Genomic DNA, 14,842 nt, shown 5'->3' with positions numbered 1-14,842 from the left:
TGCTGCAGGTGCGGATTTCAGCTCGCGAAAAATCGGTAAACCGCGAGCTGAAGCTCGCTCCTGTCACAGGATTCATGGAGAATATTGCATGCCCGAGGCATACGTTCTGGTTGTGGACGACGAGCCGGATATCCGGCAGTTGGTGAGTGAAATCCTGGCGGATGAGGGTTACGAGGTAGCTGTCGCGGAAAATGCCGCGATGGCGCGCCAGTTTCGTGAGAGCCGGACGCCGGATCTGGTTTTGCTTGATATCTGGATGCCTGATGAGGATGGGGTTACCTTGCTCAGCGACTGGATGACGGCGGGTAATGTTTCGTTTCCGGTGATCATGATGTCCGGCCATGCAACCATAGAAACCGCGGTCGAAGCCACCCGTTTGGGCGCATACGATTTTCTCGAAAAGCCGCTTTCTCTGGCAAAGCTGCTGCTGACGGTCGAGCGCGCAATGGAGCATGCGCGCCTGAAGCAGGAAAACACCCGGCTGCTGCGCCGCGTTGAGCCGGTGGTCGAGCCGATAGGCAGAAGCGTGGCGATGGAGCGGTTAAGAGAACAGGCGCGGCGTTTGGCTCAGCATGACGCTGGCTTGCTGCTGGTAGGGGAGCCGGGTAGCGGCAAAGAAGTGCTGGCCCGCTATATTCACGCCCAGTCGTCGCGCCGCAACGGGCCTTTTATCGATGTCGGCACCGGCTTGCTGGCGCACGGGTCAGCATCGATAGCGTTGTTCGGAAAAGAAGACGACGGTGTCGTCAGTCGCGGCTTGCTGGAACAGGCTTATGGAGGCGTCCTGTTTCTCGACGAGGTGGCGGATATGGATGATGGCGCTCAATCGCGATTATTAAGCGTGTTGGAGACGCAGAGTTTTATCCGTGTCGGCGGTACGCGTGCGATACCGGTTGATTTCCGGTTGATTGCCTCAACACGCAAGCCGCTGGCCGATGAAATGCGAGCCGGGCGTTTCCGTCCGGAATTGTTTTATCTTCTTTCCGGCTTGACGCTGAAAACACCCGCGCTCCGCGAGCACAGTGAAGATGTTCCCGAGTTATTGAATTATTACGTGGATTATTTTGTCAGCAGGGAAAAATTGCCATTCCGCAAATTTCCGGTGCCGGTGCAAAACTATCTGCGCCATTACGCTTGGTGCGGAAATTTGCGTGAACTGAAAAATCTGGTGCAGCGTTTATTGATACTGGGTAGCGGGACAGAAATTACATTGGATGAAGTCAAGGCGGTATTGGGTGAGCAACCGGCGATGGGCGACGCGCGCAGCCGCGTGCCCGATTACTACGAAATGCCGATCAAGGAGGCGCGGGACAGTTTCGAGAAAGGTTATCTGGAATACCATCTGGATAAATTCGGCGGCAGCGTGGCGCGCCTTTCAAATGCCATAGGTCTGGAACGCACCCATCTCTATCGCAAACTGAATGCCCTTGGCATCAAATTCAGGGACAAGAAGCTTGACTTGTGATCTGTATTGAATCAATGTCGAAAGAGGGATGATGCCTGTGTCGTTGCAGGAAAAGTGGAATGCAATATATAGTGGGGGCCTTAGCCGCTCTCTGGCGCCGAGCAGGGTATTGCTGGAAAATACGCATTTGCTGCCCGGCTCGGGAATGGCGCTGGATTTGGCGTGCGGCTTGGGAGGAAATGCGCTGTTGATGGCCGAACGCGGGCTGGCTGCGCATGCCTGGGATATTTCCGATATTGCGCTGCATGCACTCGAAAAACAGGCGTGCGGCCGGGGTCTGGAAATCAACACTCGACAATGCGACGTAGAGTGCGGCGATTTGCCGCAGGAAAGCTTTGATGTCCTTGTCGTCAGCCATTTTTTATGCAGGGCATTGGCTCCCCGGATTGTTTCGGCTCTGAAGCCGGGCGGGTTGTTGTTTTACCAAACCTATACGACGGAAAAGCTTGCTGAAGAAGGGCCTCGTAATCCCGATTATCTTTTGAAGCCCGGAGAGTTGATTTCGCTGTTTTCAGCGTTGCGTCCACTTTATTATCGCGAGGACGGTATTGTCGGCGATTTGTCGCTAGGGTGGCGTAACGAAGCGGCGTTGGTAGGGATCAAGTCACAAATAACGTAAAGGAGTTTTCATGTCGGACATAAAAGAGCTCGCGCCTCAGGAAGCCTGGAATGCGATGCAGGCGGCGCCTCGCCATTTGTTTATCGATGTCAGGGATCGTATCGAGTACGCCATGGTGGGTCATCCTCCGGGCGCTATCAATATCCCGTGGAAGATTGCGCCGGATTGGACGCCGAACCCCGATTTCGTTCGCGAAATAAAGTCGCGCGGGGTATCGCCGAATACGCCGGTCTTTTTGTTATGCCGTAGCGGACAGCGATCGTTGGAGGCGGCCAAGGCGCTGGCGGCGGATGGATTTCAGGATTTGACCAATGTTGGCGAAGGCTTCGAAGGCGGAATGGATGCACAGAAGCATCGCAGCACGGTCAGTGGCTGGCGTTTTCATGGTTTGCCTTGGGAACAGAGTTGAACCCTTTAGGATAAGACTAAGCGCATTCATGGGCCAATGCCGTTAAGGCAGGAGATTTCCGTTGGTCCTCGGCCTGTCGAAGGACAGGCGGAAAAACTTGATGGAAGACGTTCAGGGTTCGACAAGGCTTTCCTGAGCGTAGCCGAACGGCTTTTCCTCGCTGAGCGTAATTAATGGTATTGTCCATGGAGTTAAGCCATCTTGTCGCGTTCATGGACAGGAGAAAATACTTCATGTTGTTGCAGGCGTTTGGCGTATTATTTGTTCTTGATTCAACCCTTCTGCACATGTTGCAAGTATCATGATATATCTGGATCACAATGCGACGACACCGCTGGATAAGCGGGTTCTCGATGCCATGCTGCCATATCTGGGCAGGTTTTACGGGAATGCTTCCGGACTTTACCGCTTGGGGCGTATCAGCCGCGATGCGATAAACCTCGCGCGAGAACAGGTTGCGCGTTTGGCTGGGGCCGATCCGTCCGAAGTTTATTTTACCTCCGGAGGAACGGAGTCCAATAATCTGGCGATCAAGGGTTTGGCTGCGAAGTTGCCCTTGGGGACGATGGCGTTCGGCGCCACGGAACATCCGTCGGTGCGCGAATCCGCGCTTTCTCTGAAAGGGCGCGGCTGGGTAGTCGACGAACTCCCGGTTGATGGCGAAGGGCGAATATGCCGACCGGCGCGGCTGCCCGACTCCCTGCGTTTTGTTTCCGTCATGCTCGCCAATAATGAGACCGGCGTGGTGGCGGATACGGCTTTGCTGCAACAGATAGCCGCAGATAGCGGATGTTTGCTGCACTGCGATGCGGTGCAAATGCTGGGCAAGCTGGCCTTCGATTTCAAGCGTTCGCCGATCGATTTATTGTCTGTTTCAGCGCATAAGCTTTATGGTCCTAAAGGCGTCGGTGCTTTAATCGCAAAAAAATCCGTTTCATTTGAGCCGTTATTGCATGGCGGCGGCCAGGAAAACGGGCTGCGCGGCGGCACGGAAAGCGTAGCGGCAATAGTCGGCTTTGGAAAAGCGGCTGAGCTGGCGCAGGAGGGTTTACTGGGAGATTTTTCGCGGCTAAACGATCTCCGGGTTTTTCTGGAGAAAAAGCTCGAAGCTTTTCCGGGGGTAGCAGTGTTTGCACGGCAGGCGCCGCGTTTGCCAAATACGGTTTTGTTCAGCGTTGCGCGAGTGGAGGGCGACGCCCTGGTGATGGCCATGGATAAGCAGGGTGTAGCTCTGTCCAGCGGATCGGCCTGCTCCAGCAGCAGCGGCGAGCCAAGCGCGGTTTTGACGGCAATGGGCGTTGATCCCGAAATGGCGCGTACAGCGGTACGTGTCAGTTTGGGCAAAGAGAATACGCAAGCGGAGCTGGAGCAGTTTGTTGACGTGCTGCAGCAGGTGATAACTGATTTTCGGAAGTAGTCGGGGGTGGAAACATGTCAATTTCATTGACTGAGCAGGCGGCGCAACAGGTCGCCAGACAATTGTCGAAACGCGGCGGCGGGTTGGGACTGCGGCTGGGGGTGCGCAAGTCGGGGTGTTCCGGGTATTCCTATGTGCTGGATTATGCGGATGTATTGTCGGCAAACGATACGGTTTTTGAATATCACGGCGTCAAAGTCATCATCGACGAGGAACACTTGCCCTATCTCGACGGCTTGCAGGTCGATTACGCCCGTGAAGGAATCAATGCCGCGTTCCGTTTTCATAATCCGCGCGCGCAGGCTACGTGCGGCTGTGGAGAGAGTTTCAGCATATAGCTGACTATTTGTCCGGCCGCCTTTGATGTAGGGATAAGGTCTGTGGAGACCCGCCGTCATAATCGTGCCACCTCCCAGCTACTTTCCATCGCATCTTACGCGCTGGTAGATAATAGTAAACCTGCAAGCCTAAGTAGGCGGAGCGTTGATAGGCTAAAACTTTTTTCGTGGTCTTCGTTGCTTGATTGTAACTATTCAACCTAACCGCGGGAGAGGAAGTGAACCGAGCCTGGCGAGACCTCTGCGCCGATGGATGGGCGCATAGAGCTCCGGGACGGACTTGTAGCGTGTCTCGACTGGCTTGCCCCAACCCGACTGCTTCGGTCATGACTTAAAAGCACTCACTGAATAGTCTGGCTTGATTTTTTTCAACCTGTTTTTTTTACAATGCGGCCAGCTCGATGCCTGCATGCAAGGCGCTGGCGGCCAGAACGGCGGAAATCCCCATTTGGCTCAGACGTGAAATATCGGCATGATGTCTGACGCCGCCCGCCGCAATGATGCTGCAATGCGGGGGTTTACGTGTCAGCATGTTTTCCAGCTGCAGCCAGTCCGGCCCATTAAAGCTGCCGACGTTGTCGAGGCTCATGACGATGACGTGGTCGGGCCAGCCTTCGGCTTGCGCCTGTACGCCTGCATAGCCTTTCGGCGCGCCGTTAAAAAAATCCAGCGAAAGTATCCAGCTTTTGACAGGGCTGCTCTGCAGCCTTTTCCATGTATCGCTGTCGAGCGATTCGCTGCCGATGACCGGTCTCAATCCGGGGCAGGCCTTCACTGAGGGTGGATAGCCGCTGTCCAGCCAGAGTTCGACGCCGGGCAGCTCCGTCCGTAATGTATGGATAAGCTGCGTTTGCGGCTTGTTTTCCGTTAAAGCGTCCAGATCGGCGATATACAGCGTTTCCGAGCGGGTGTGCCTGAGTAGCGCGTTTGCGACTGCGACCGGCTCGCAGCCGGAACACAAGGTGCTTTTTAGCGGCTGGTAAAGCGCGCGTTGTCCTTTGACGGCGTGCACGACCTGACCGCCGAGCAGATCAATGACTGGTATGATTTTCAATGATGAGGTCCCGGCCGTCCATGAATTAAACTACGCATTGCATTCAACCCTGTTACTTGTAGTGAAAATACTCATACTGGAATATGTTACCGGAGGCGGGATGCGTCAGGAATCCCTGCCTGACGGCCTGGCGGCGGAAGCGGAGCTGATGCTGCATGCCCTGCTCCGCGATCTGATGGATATAAACGGTGTTACGGAGCTGGTGGTACTGCGCGACGACCGTCTGCCCGCGCTGAGAATAGCCGGCGATATCCGGGTTGTTGCTGTGGGCGTAAGCACCGATTTTTCCGCCTGCTGGCAGTCTCATGCAGCGCAATGCGACGCGGTATGGCCGATAGCGCCGGAAACCGCAGGGATACTGAGCGGTTTATGCCATAGCGTGGAGGCCGGCTGCCGCCGTTTGCTTAACAGCTCAGCAAGCGCAGTCAGCATGGCAAGCAGTAAATTGGAAACCTGCCGGGTTTTGAGGACGCATGGGTTGCCGGTAGTGGAAACCTGCCGCTTGCATGAAGCCGTGTGTCCGCCCGGACTGGCGGTAATTGTCAAGCCGGACGACGGAGCCGGCTGTGACGGCATGTCGTATTTTGCAGATGGACTGCCTGATTCGTTATTATTGCCTGCCGATTTTCTCGTACAACCCTGGTTAAGTGGAGAAAGCCTCAGTCTGTCCGGGGTATTTTGTCATGGGGATGCTCTATTATTGAGCGTGAACCGGCAAGTTATCGACGTAACGCAGACGCCCATCGTATTAACGGCCTGTGAAGTCAACATTTATGACGACCGCGATGGCGCGTGGCAGCATTTGCTGGAGCGCGTAGCCCGCGCCATGCCGGGATTGTGGGGGTATGCCGGTATCGATTTGATCATGACGGCAACCGGGCCGTCGATACTGGAGGTTAACCCGCGGTTGACTTCTTCGTATGCAGGCATCAGGCCTGCTACGGGCGTTAATCCGGCTGAACAGGTATTGAAATTATTGCAAACGGGTAAAATAGCGCCGTTTGTTTGTCGAACCGATGAAATATGGCGAGTGCATCTCAATAAGGATAAGGGGCCGTTACTGTGAGTATTGATTTGATTGGTTGGGATATTGGCGGCGCCCACGTCAAGGCGGTAGCCTTACAGGGTGATCGCGTGCATGAGGTCATGCAGCGTGCATGTCCGCTATGGCAGGGGCTGGGTCAGCTGGATCAGGCGCTGGAAGAAATGATACAGGCCATAAAGCCGGTTAAGCATTGCCGTCATGTATTCACCATGAGCGGCGAAATGGTTGATCTGTTTCCTGATCGCAATACCGGCGTGACCAGTATCCTGCGCACGGTGGCCGCTCATTGCGATCCGGACTACGTGTGCGTGTTCGCGGGCATGCAGGGTTTTTTGCCGTTGCCCGTCGTGCAGACGGCGGATCTTCCCGTCATTGCTTCCGCCAACTGGCTGGCTACCGCCCGCTTTGCCGCGGCGCTGGTATCCGAAGCGCTGCTGATCGACGTCGGAAGCACCTCCAGCGATTTGTTTTTAATCGGCAACCGGCAGCTTTGGGTCAGAGGCTATACCGATCATGAGCGTTTGCGTTATGACGAGCTGGTGTATACCGGCGTCGTGCGCACTTCGTTGATGTCTTTCGCCAGACGCGTTATTTTCGAAGGGGAATGGGTCAACGTGATGGCGGAACATTTCGCCAGCACCGCCGATGTGTATCGTTTGACCGGAGAGCTGCAGGAGTACACCGATCAGGTGCCGGCGGCCGATGCCGGAGAAAAAACCCGGGAAGGCAGTATCCGGCGTCTCGCGCGTTTGGTCGGGCAGGATGTGGCGATGAGCGACCCGTCTTCGTGGGAGAGTCTGGCGTACCATTTCAGGGAAAAACAGTTGCAGCGCCTGACCGACGCCGCCATGCGCCAGCTTTCGCGAGGATTGACCGATGCGGACATGCCGATCATAGGCGCCGGAGCCGGACGTTTTCTGGTGAAGGAGGTGGCGGAACGAGTGCGGCGCCCCTATAAGGACTTCGACGAGCTGGTAGCCATGGACAGGAGAGATGGCGAATTTCAAATAGCGGATTGCGCGCCGGCATTGGCGGTCGCCTTCCTTGCGAGACAGGTAGTGTGAAAATAGCGTTCCCTCTTATTACCGAATTGCCTTATTTCCGCGACAGCGCGGCCTTGTTCATGCCTTGGGCCGATCGCAGTTGGGCGGTATTCATCGACAGCGGTTATCCTTATTGCAATCAGGGACGATATGACATTCTGGCAGCCGATCCGTGGTGTACGCTGGTGACGCGCGGCAATCTGACCGAGGTCAGGGCGCATGGCGAAACAACGCTGCTGTCCGACGATCCGTTTCAGCTGGTGAAAAACCGGTTGGGAGATATTGTACCCGCGATTTCCGGGTTGCCGTTCTGCGGCGGGGCCATCGGTTACTTCGGATACGATCTGGCGCGCAGGCTGGAACGCCTGCCGTCGACGGCAGGCGACAGCGAGGCGGTGCCGGAAATGGTCGTAGGCATTTACGATTGGGCGGTCGTGGTCGATCATCGCGAGCGCAAAAGCTGGCTGGTGGGGCAAGGTCGCGATGCGGCTACGGCGAAACGCTGGCCGCATCTGGTGAAAAGCTTCAGTCAGATACAGACGTTGGCGTGGAAGCAGACCGACTTTCATGTTACCGGAGATATTGTCAGCAACATGACCCGTGCCGATTACCGGAAAGCGTTTGCAAAGATTCAGCGCTATATTCATGAAGGCGATTGCTATCAGGTCAACCTTGCGCAGCATTTTACCGCCACTGGCGAAGGCAATGCCTGGTCGGCTTATCAGGTTTTGCGGCATATCAACCCGGCGCCGTTCAGCGCCTTTCTGAACTATCCTCAGGCGCGCGTGTTGAGCTCGTCGCCGGAACGGTTTATTCGCGTCGAAAACGGTCAGGTCGAAACCCGCCCTATCAAGGGAACGCGTCCACGCTCAAGCCAGATGGCGGAAGACAACAAGCGCAGGGACGCATTGCTGAAAAGCGCAAAAGATCGGGCGGAAAACCTGATGATAGTCGATCTGCTCAGAAACGACATCGGCAAAAGCTGCATTCCCGGCTCGGTGCATGTACCCGAGCTGTTTGCCATCGAAAGCTATGCCACAGTACATCATCTGGTGAGTACGATACGCGGGCGGCTTGCGCCGGAGCAGGATGCTCTGAGTCTGCTGCGCGGCTGTTTCCCCGGCGGCTCGATCACCGGCGCGCCCAAGATCCGGGCGATGGAGATCATTGAGGAACTGGAGCCTCATCGCCGGGGCGTTTATTGCGGCGCGATCGGCTATATCGGTCACGACGGCAACATGGATACCAATATCGCCATTCGCACCCTGGTGCATACCAGCGACCGGATACGATTCTGGGCGGGGGGCGGCATCGTCGCCGATTCGGATGCCGAGCAGGAGTATCAGGAATGCTACGACAAGGCGGCGGCAATGATCGAAGTGCTAACCAAGTTGCAGGCCGAAAATACCTGGGCGGATCGTGTGGGTTATTAAACTGGGCGGGAGCCTGCTCAACACCGAGGTTTTGCCGTTCTGGCTGAAGGCGGTGGCGCATGCCAACGCGGTTATCGTACCCGGCGGCGGCGCGTTTGCGGACACCGTGCGCGTGATGCAGCAACGCTGGGGGTTTGGCGAGCAGGCCGCGCACGATATGGCGATATTGTCCATGCAGCAGTATGGCCGCATGCTTGGCGATATGGCCGGGCTGCCGGTATTTAAAAAAACCGGCCGGTTCCAGCCGCCTCATGATCGCGCTGTAGTGTGGCTGCCAGATCCCGATGCGCTGAATCAGGCCGGCGTGCCGGTATCATGGCAAGTTACATCAGATAGTCTGGCCGCATGGCTTGCGGGTCAATTGCATGCCGAACATTTAATGCTGGTAAAATCCACCCGTTTGCCGTTCGCCGACGATATCGGTAAATCCGGTTTGCCGGTGCGCGTACCGGTCGAACGCGGCTGGATCGATGAAGCATTTCCGCGATTTATTGAGCATGCGTCGTTCAAGGTTTGGTTGTGCTGCGCATCGGAGCATGCGCGTGTGCGGGAGTTGATGAACGATCCGGCGGACGGTTTGCTGCGGGTGGTATAGCTTTACCGGCGGGTGCACGGAGCCCGTTATGGAGGGCATCGCCGCCGAAAAAATATTGGTTTAATAACAAAAAAAGAATAGCTATTCAGCTACCGGTATTGGCGGGCTGGGTAAGGCTGTCGAGAAACGCTGTAAATCCGTCCTATCCGTTCCCTTCGGCTTCCGCTCAGGGCAGGCCATGGAGGCTCGAGTTTTGGATTTCTGACAAAACACGGTTTTGCCAACCTCTCCCCGGCCTCTTTTCAGAACGATACCCTCGGTTGTATTGAATAGCCACAAATAACAATCCTGAGGAGGAGAGGGTATGTGTTGGAGTGGTGAAGCGTCGGCGGTTCTGGCTGGGGCGGGTTTTGGAACTGCTGCCTATGTCGCCTGGAGAGGCGAATCGAAAGAGTTATGGATACCGCTGACCTATTTTGTCTGCATGGAGCTGCTACAGGCGGCTACCTATGTATATATCAATTTGTGCGATGCGCCGCCCAATCAGATGCTGACATTATTCGGATATCTGCACATCGCATTTCAGCCGTTTTTCGTCAACATGGTGGCGATGTATTTTATTCCCGAGGCGGTGAAGCGGAAAATCGGGGTTTATATTTACGCGCTGTGCGCAGTCGGCGCAGTAGCGATGCTGGTCAAAATGTACCCGATGGCCTGGGCGGGGAAATGTATCATCGGTTTCGAGGGCTTCTGCGGCGAGCAGGCCTGTTCGGTGTCGGGCGACTGGCATATCGCCTGGCAACTGCCGCTGAACGGATTAATGTCGGATTACCCGGGCAATCCTGTCGGATTCCGCTACGGCCTGCACGGATTCGCCTACATAGTTACGGCCTTTTACCTGCCGCTGCTTTACGGCTCGTGGCGTTTTGTCGGCTTTCACTATCTGGTCGGACCGTTGATTTCCGATGTGCTGACCAGTAACCCGAACGAATATGCCGCCGTGTGGTGCCTGTTTTCCATCGCGCTGTGCGTATCGGTGATTAAAACGCCTGTCAGGCGTTATTTGCACGTAAACTGGTGGTTCGGTTACCGGCGGTTGTTGAATTATGCGCCTTCGGTATAGGTGGATTGGGCGCGGCGGGATTGAGGTGAGCGAAGATATTCTTTGGGGCTTGTGGTCAATACTCTTCCTGATTACCAGGATTCTTCTTCTGAACCAACATGCTCAGGATACCCACCAAGAAGCGGGTGTCCTGAGCCATGGACGGCAAGCTCCGAGCCATCCATTAGGCCTGGATTCCGGCAGTCCCTCCGGATCAAGTCTGGGGCAGGCTCTGGCGGAATGACGACTACGACCATGCGATACGAATTGACTGAAGAATCGTTACTAATCAGGAAAACCTTTATCTTTCTAGCCCTACCCGCAAAATAACCCCATCCGCCGCCACAACCTTGACCTTTCCCCCAGCAGCACAATCAACACCTTCAATTTTCCACCACGAATCGTCCACCCGCAGTTTACCCTGACCGTTGACTATCGGTTTTTCCAAAGTGAACACGCGTCCTATATATTGCTCTGCTCGCCGGTTGAGCCGGGGTTCGTCGGTTTGTGTCGGGTAGTGCTGGAAGATGCGGCGGAACAAGCCGATGTTGATGATGGCGAGCAGGGCAAAGCCTATCAGTTGATGACTGATGCTCAAATCCGGCAACAGCAGCAATACCACCCCTGTCAGCGCCGCCGCGACCGACAGCCATAGAAAAAACAGGCCGGGAGCCAGTAGCTCTACAATCAGCAGCAGCGCCGCGACAGCAAACCAATGCCAATAAACCCATTCAAGCGCCATGACCGGTTTTTTCCGATGATTTTGGGGTGAACGTTTGTTTGGTCAGTTCGCCGATGCCGCCCAGCGCGCCGATCAGGCTGGAGGCTTCCAGCGGCATCAGCACCAGTTTGCTGTTCGGGGCGGAGCCGATATTTTTCAGCGCTTCCACATATTTTTGCGCGACGAAATAGTTGATGGCCTGCAAATCGCCTTCGGCGATGGCTTTCGATACCGACAGCGTGGCCTGCGCTTCGGCTTGCGCCAGGCGTTCGCGCGCCTCCGCGTCGCGGAACGCCGCTTCCTTGCGTCCTTCCGCGTCGAGCACGATGGCCTGTTTTTCGCCTTCGGCGCGCAGTATCGCCGCCTGACGCGCGCCTTCCGCTTCCAGGATCAGCGCGCGCTTGTCGCGCTCGGCCTTCATCTGCCGCCCCATCGAGTCCACCAGATCCTGCGGCGGGCGTATATCCTTGATCTCGATACGGGTGACTTTAATGCCCCACGGCGTGGTGGCGTCGTCGACCACGCCGAGCAGGCGCGTGTTGATGTCGTCGCGCTTGGACAGCAGTTCGTCCAGATCCATGGAACCCATGACGGTGCGGATATTGGTCATGGTCAGCTGGTTGATGGCGATTTGCAGGTTGGTAATTTCATAGGCCGCACGCGCGGCGTCCACCACCTGGAAGAAAATCACCCCGTCGACGCGCACCATCGCGTTGTCCTTGGTGATGATTTCCTGCGAAGGCACGTCCATGACCTGTTCCATCATGTTGATGCGCGCGCCTACCTGATCAATGACGGGGACGATCACATTGAGTCCGGGACTCAATGTATTGGTGTATTTGCCGAATCGCAGCAAGGTGTACTCCATGCCCTGCGGCACGAATTTGACGCTTTGCACCACCAGAACGATGGCAAGCACCACTAGAAAAAACGCGAAAACCGAAAAACCGGACATATACTATCCTCCTCGTTTTTCCCCGTTCCCGATGACGCGGGGTATTCATACCATAGCATGATTGATAAGGTGAAAAGAACGGTTGTTTGAGCCTATTGGCGGATCAAGCGGCTTTGGAATAAGATGCTCGAAACGATGCAAGTCCCCTTGGGAGGTGTTCATGAACGCTATTGTGCGGCAGTCCGATAACCGTTATACCGTAACTGACTATCTTAGCTGGAACGACGACGAGCGCTGGGAACTGATTGACGGCGTGGCTTACAACATGAGCCCGGCGCCCGCGATCATACATCAAAATATCGCCGGAGAAATGTTTGTGCGTTTGAAGGAAAAGCTGCGCGGCAAACCCTGTCAGCCGTTTATCGCCCCGGTGGATGTCATCCTGTCGGAACGCGATGTGGTGCAGCCCGACGTTATCGTCGTTTGCGATCCGGCCAAAATCACCGAAAAAAACATTCAGGGAGCGCCCGATCTGGTGGTGGAGGTGCTGTCGCCCTCTACCGCCGCCAGGGATTTGCGCGAGAAGAAAGCGCTTTATCAACGCGCCGGAGTGCGCGAATATCTGGTTATCGACCCATCGGCGAACTATGTTCAGGCTTGGCGGCTGGACAACCAGCAGCATTTCTGCGAAGCGGAAGTTTATGCCGCTGACGATGTGTTGCCATTACATGCGCTGGACGGGTTCGAAATCGCATTGAGCGAATTATTCGGCCTGCCCGAGGCGGTGCCGGTTAAAGGGCCGCCACTGGGTTAAAGCCCGATTGACTTAGCGACTGATTGATAGGGATACTAAACATGCGAATACTGCACACCATGCTACGTGTTGGAAACCTGGATCGTTCCATCGACTTCTATACCCGTGTTCTGGGCATGAAATTGCTGCGGTGGCACGATTTCCCCGGCGGAAAATTCACGCTGGCTTTTGTCGGCTATGAGGATGAACAAAGCGCCGCGGTTATTGAGCTGACGCATAACTGGGACGTCGAATCCTATGATCTGGGTAATGCATTCGGGCATATCGCGATCGGAGTCGACGATGCCTATGAGACCTGCGCGCGCGTAAAGGAATTGGGCGGAACCGTCACCCGTGAAGCCGGCCCGATGATGCACGGCACGACGGTGATTGCCTTCGTGAGCGATCCTGACGGCTACAAAATCGAATTGATACAACAATAAGTCCGGCGCAGTGTCAGCGTTGTCTTCATCTCCTTGTCCTTGCGGTTCGGGTAAAAAATTCTCCGATTGCTGCGGGCGCTATCTCGACGGTGGCGAATATGCAGACGATGCCGAGCGTTTGATGCGTTCGCGTTACAGCGCGTATACGCTGCGGCGTGAAGATTATTTGCTGGCCACCTGGTACGTATCGACGCGCCCGGCAGCGCTGCATCTGGAGGAAACGGATATTCATACCCGCTGGCTTGGATTGAACGTCAAGCGTTATTATTGCAACCCGCTGCAACCGGATCGTGCGGAGGTGGAATTCGTCGCGCGCTACAAAAACGGCGGCGGCCGTGCGCATCGCCTGCATGAAATCAGCCATTTCGTGCGCGAGCAGGATCGCTGGTTTTATGTCGACGGGGAGACTGATAATGACTGATATCCGGGGCGGATTTACACAAACTAAACTTGTAACTATTCAACATACCCGTTGGAAAGGAAGTGAGGTGAGTCAGGCGAGACCTTCTGCGCCCATGGATGGGCGCAGAGAGCTGACTTGCAGCCTGTCTCGGCTGGCTTGCCTCACTTCCGATAGGCTTCGGTCAGGACTCAAAAACACTCGCTGAATAGTTACCTAGACTTTTAAATCAAGGAGTAAATGTTTATGCCGAATATAACACCAAAATTCGTCTGGTACGAGTTGATGACCAACGACTGCAAGGCCGCCGAATCTTTCTACCGGCAGGTAATCGGCTGGGATGCGGAAGATTCCGGTATGGCCGATTGCCCTTATACGATTTTCTCCGCCGGAGCGGTAAAAATAGCCGGTCTGATGGCTATACCCGAAGAAGTATCGGCAAAAGGCATTCCGCCCTGCTGGACGGGCTATGTTCTGGTCGACAATGTCGACGCCTATGCCGAGCGCGTTCAGGCAGCCGGCGGCGCGCTACGCCGGGCTCCCGACGACATTCCCGGCGTTGGCCGTTTCGCTGTCGTGGCCGATCCGCATGGCGCGGTGTTTATGTTGTTTAGCAACACTTGCGATAAGGCGGGGGAACCCGTAGCGCCCGCTACATCCGGCCATATCGGCTGGCACGAGTTGCATGCGGGCGATGGGGAAAGCGCCTTTGCCTTTTACTCTGGCCTTTTCGGATGGACCAAGGCCGAGGCTATCGATATGGGGCCGATGGGCGTTTATCAGCTTTTTTCAATGGGCGGCGAACCGGCGGGCGGCATGATGACCAAAATGCCGCAAACGCCTCAGCCTTTCTGGCTTTTTTACGTCAATGTCGACGCCATCGACGACGCCGTCGCGCGAGTCGGTCAAGCCGGTGGCAATATCGTCAATGGGCCGATGCAAGTCCCCGGCGGCCGCTGGATAGCCCAATGCCTTGATCCGCACGGTGCAATATTCGCGATGGTCGCACCCAAGCGTTAAAGTTGCGCCTCTCGTTTCTTCCATAAAAATGAAAATCCTCTCTTCCTCCGGGCATGCGTATCTACACATCTCCCTTCGCCTTTCCTGGAGTTTCAAACCTTCGAGGAAAG

Annotated in this window: 17 protein-coding genes; 14 read left to right on the top strand and 3 right to left on the bottom strand. The window is 55.7% G+C overall.

Annotation, left to right across the window (positions count from 1 at the left end):
* Nucleotides 1-88 precede the first annotated feature (88 nt).
* From F6R98_RS18330 to F6R98_RS18310, 5 genes are all read left to right on the top strand, one after another.
* The gene (locus F6R98_RS18330) at nt 89-1,465 is read left to right on the top strand and encodes a sigma-54-dependent transcriptional regulator (protein ID WP_153250301.1); all 1,377 of its coding nucleotides are present in this window, start codon (nt 89-91) and stop codon (nt 1,463-1,465) included.
* Nucleotides 1,466-1,502: 37 nt separating this feature from the next.
* Nucleotides 1,503-2,084, top strand: a complete 582-nt coding sequence (locus F6R98_RS18325) for a class I SAM-dependent methyltransferase (RefSeq protein ID WP_407079258.1) — start codon at nt 1,503-1,505, stop codon at nt 2,082-2,084.
* A 10-nt stretch (nt 2,085-2,094) separates the two neighbouring features.
* Nucleotides 2,095-2,493 (top strand): rhodanese-like domain-containing protein, encoded by a 399-nt coding sequence (locus F6R98_RS18320; protein WP_153250299.1) that lies wholly within the window; start codon nt 2,095-2,097, stop codon nt 2,491-2,493.
* 301 nt (nt 2,494-2,794) lie between these two features.
* Nucleotides 2,795-3,910: a cysteine desulfurase family protein gene (locus F6R98_RS18315; RefSeq protein ID WP_153250298.1), complete on the top strand. Its 1,116-nt coding sequence runs from the start codon at nt 2,795-2,797 to the stop codon at nt 3,908-3,910.
* Nucleotides 3,911-3,924: 14 nt separating this feature from the next.
* A complete protein-coding gene (locus F6R98_RS18310; protein ID WP_153250297.1) occupies nt 3,925-4,248 on the top strand; it encodes a HesB/IscA family protein in 324 nt (107 codons plus the stop codon).
* Between the two features lie 382 nt (nt 4,249-4,630).
* On the opposite strand, the gene F6R98_RS18305 is transcribed toward F6R98_RS18310, so the two are convergent.
* Entirely contained in the window at nt 4,631-5,302 is a 672-nt protein-coding gene (locus tag F6R98_RS18305) for a HisA/HisF-related TIM barrel protein (RefSeq protein ID WP_153250296.1), read from the bottom strand.
* A gap of 61 nt (nt 5,303-5,363) precedes the next feature.
* On the opposite strand from F6R98_RS18305, the gene F6R98_RS18300 reads away from it, so the two are divergent.
* The 5 genes from F6R98_RS18300 (at nt 5,364) to F6R98_RS18280 (ending at nt 10,481) form a co-directional block, all read left to right on the top strand.
* Nucleotides 5,364-6,368 carry an ATP-grasp domain-containing protein gene (locus F6R98_RS18300; protein WP_194270011.1) on the top strand — a complete coding sequence of 335 codons (1,005 nt, stop codon included), beginning with the start codon at nt 5,364-5,366 and terminating at the stop codon, nt 6,366-6,368.
* Entirely contained in the window at nt 6,365-7,411 is a 1,047-nt protein-coding gene (locus F6R98_RS18295; RefSeq protein WP_153250294.1) for a hydantoinase/oxoprolinase family protein, read from the top strand. The genes F6R98_RS18300 and F6R98_RS18295 overlap by 4 nt, the downstream gene beginning before the upstream one ends.
* A gap of 59 nt (nt 7,412-7,470) precedes the next feature.
* On the top strand, nt 7,471-8,823 hold the full coding sequence (gene pabB, locus F6R98_RS18290) for an aminodeoxychorismate synthase component I (RefSeq protein WP_153251135.1): 1,353 nt from the start codon (nt 7,471-7,473) through the stop codon (nt 8,821-8,823).
* Complete coding sequence (locus F6R98_RS18285; RefSeq protein WP_153250293.1) at nt 8,810-9,418, top strand: amino acid kinase family protein; 609 nt, start codon at nt 8,810-8,812, stop codon at nt 9,416-9,418. The genes pabB and F6R98_RS18285 overlap by 14 nt, the downstream gene beginning before the upstream one ends.
* A 304-nt stretch (nt 9,419-9,722) precedes the next feature.
* Complete coding sequence (locus F6R98_RS18280) at nt 9,723-10,481, top strand: DUF5765 domain-containing protein (protein WP_153250292.1); 759 nt, start codon at nt 9,723-9,725, stop codon at nt 10,479-10,481.
* Nucleotides 10,482-10,761: 280 nt separating this feature from the next.
* On the opposite strand, the gene F6R98_RS18275 is transcribed toward F6R98_RS18280, so the two are convergent.
* A complete protein-coding gene (locus F6R98_RS18275; RefSeq protein ID WP_153250291.1) occupies nt 10,762-11,202 on the bottom strand; it encodes an NfeD family protein in 441 nt (146 codons plus the stop codon).
* Entirely contained in the window at nt 11,192-12,136 is a 945-nt protein-coding gene (locus F6R98_RS18270) for an SPFH domain-containing protein (RefSeq protein WP_153250290.1), read from the bottom strand. Before F6R98_RS18270 ends, F6R98_RS18275 begins: the two co-directional genes overlap by 11 nt.
* A gap of 160 nt (nt 12,137-12,296) precedes the next feature.
* Between F6R98_RS18270 and F6R98_RS18265 the strand changes: the two genes are divergently transcribed.
* The 4 genes from F6R98_RS18265 to F6R98_RS18250 all read left to right on the top strand — a co-directional run bounded on the left by F6R98_RS18265 (nt 12,297) and on the right by F6R98_RS18250 (nt 14,732).
* Nucleotides 12,297-12,890: a Uma2 family endonuclease gene (locus tag F6R98_RS18265; RefSeq protein WP_153250289.1), complete on the top strand. Its 594-nt coding sequence runs from the start codon at nt 12,297-12,299 to the stop codon at nt 12,888-12,890.
* A gap of 41 nt (nt 12,891-12,931) precedes the next feature.
* Nucleotides 12,932-13,312 carry a lactoylglutathione lyase gene (gene gloA / locus F6R98_RS18260; RefSeq protein ID WP_153250288.1) on the top strand — a complete coding sequence of 127 codons (381 nt, stop codon included), beginning with the start codon at nt 12,932-12,934 and terminating at the stop codon, nt 13,310-13,312.
* A gap of 19 nt (nt 13,313-13,331) precedes the next feature.
* A complete protein-coding gene (locus tag F6R98_RS18255) occupies nt 13,332-13,733 on the top strand; it encodes a YchJ family protein (protein WP_153250287.1) in 402 nt (133 codons plus the stop codon).
* Between the two features lie 225 nt (nt 13,734-13,958).
* Complete coding sequence (locus tag F6R98_RS18250) at nt 13,959-14,732, top strand: VOC family protein (RefSeq protein WP_228124953.1); 774 nt, start codon at nt 13,959-13,961, stop codon at nt 14,730-14,732.
* Nucleotides 14,733-14,842: the final 110 nt, after the last annotated feature.

It is taken from the genome of Candidatus Methylospira mobilis (genome assembly GCF_009498235.1).
In the GTDB taxonomy this organism is placed as follows: Bacteria; Pseudomonadota; Gammaproteobacteria; order Methylococcales; family Methylococcaceae; genus Methylospira; species Methylospira mobilis.
Note: the sequence above shows the minus strand (reverse complement) of the source record. Positions and strands in the feature narration are given on the sequence as shown.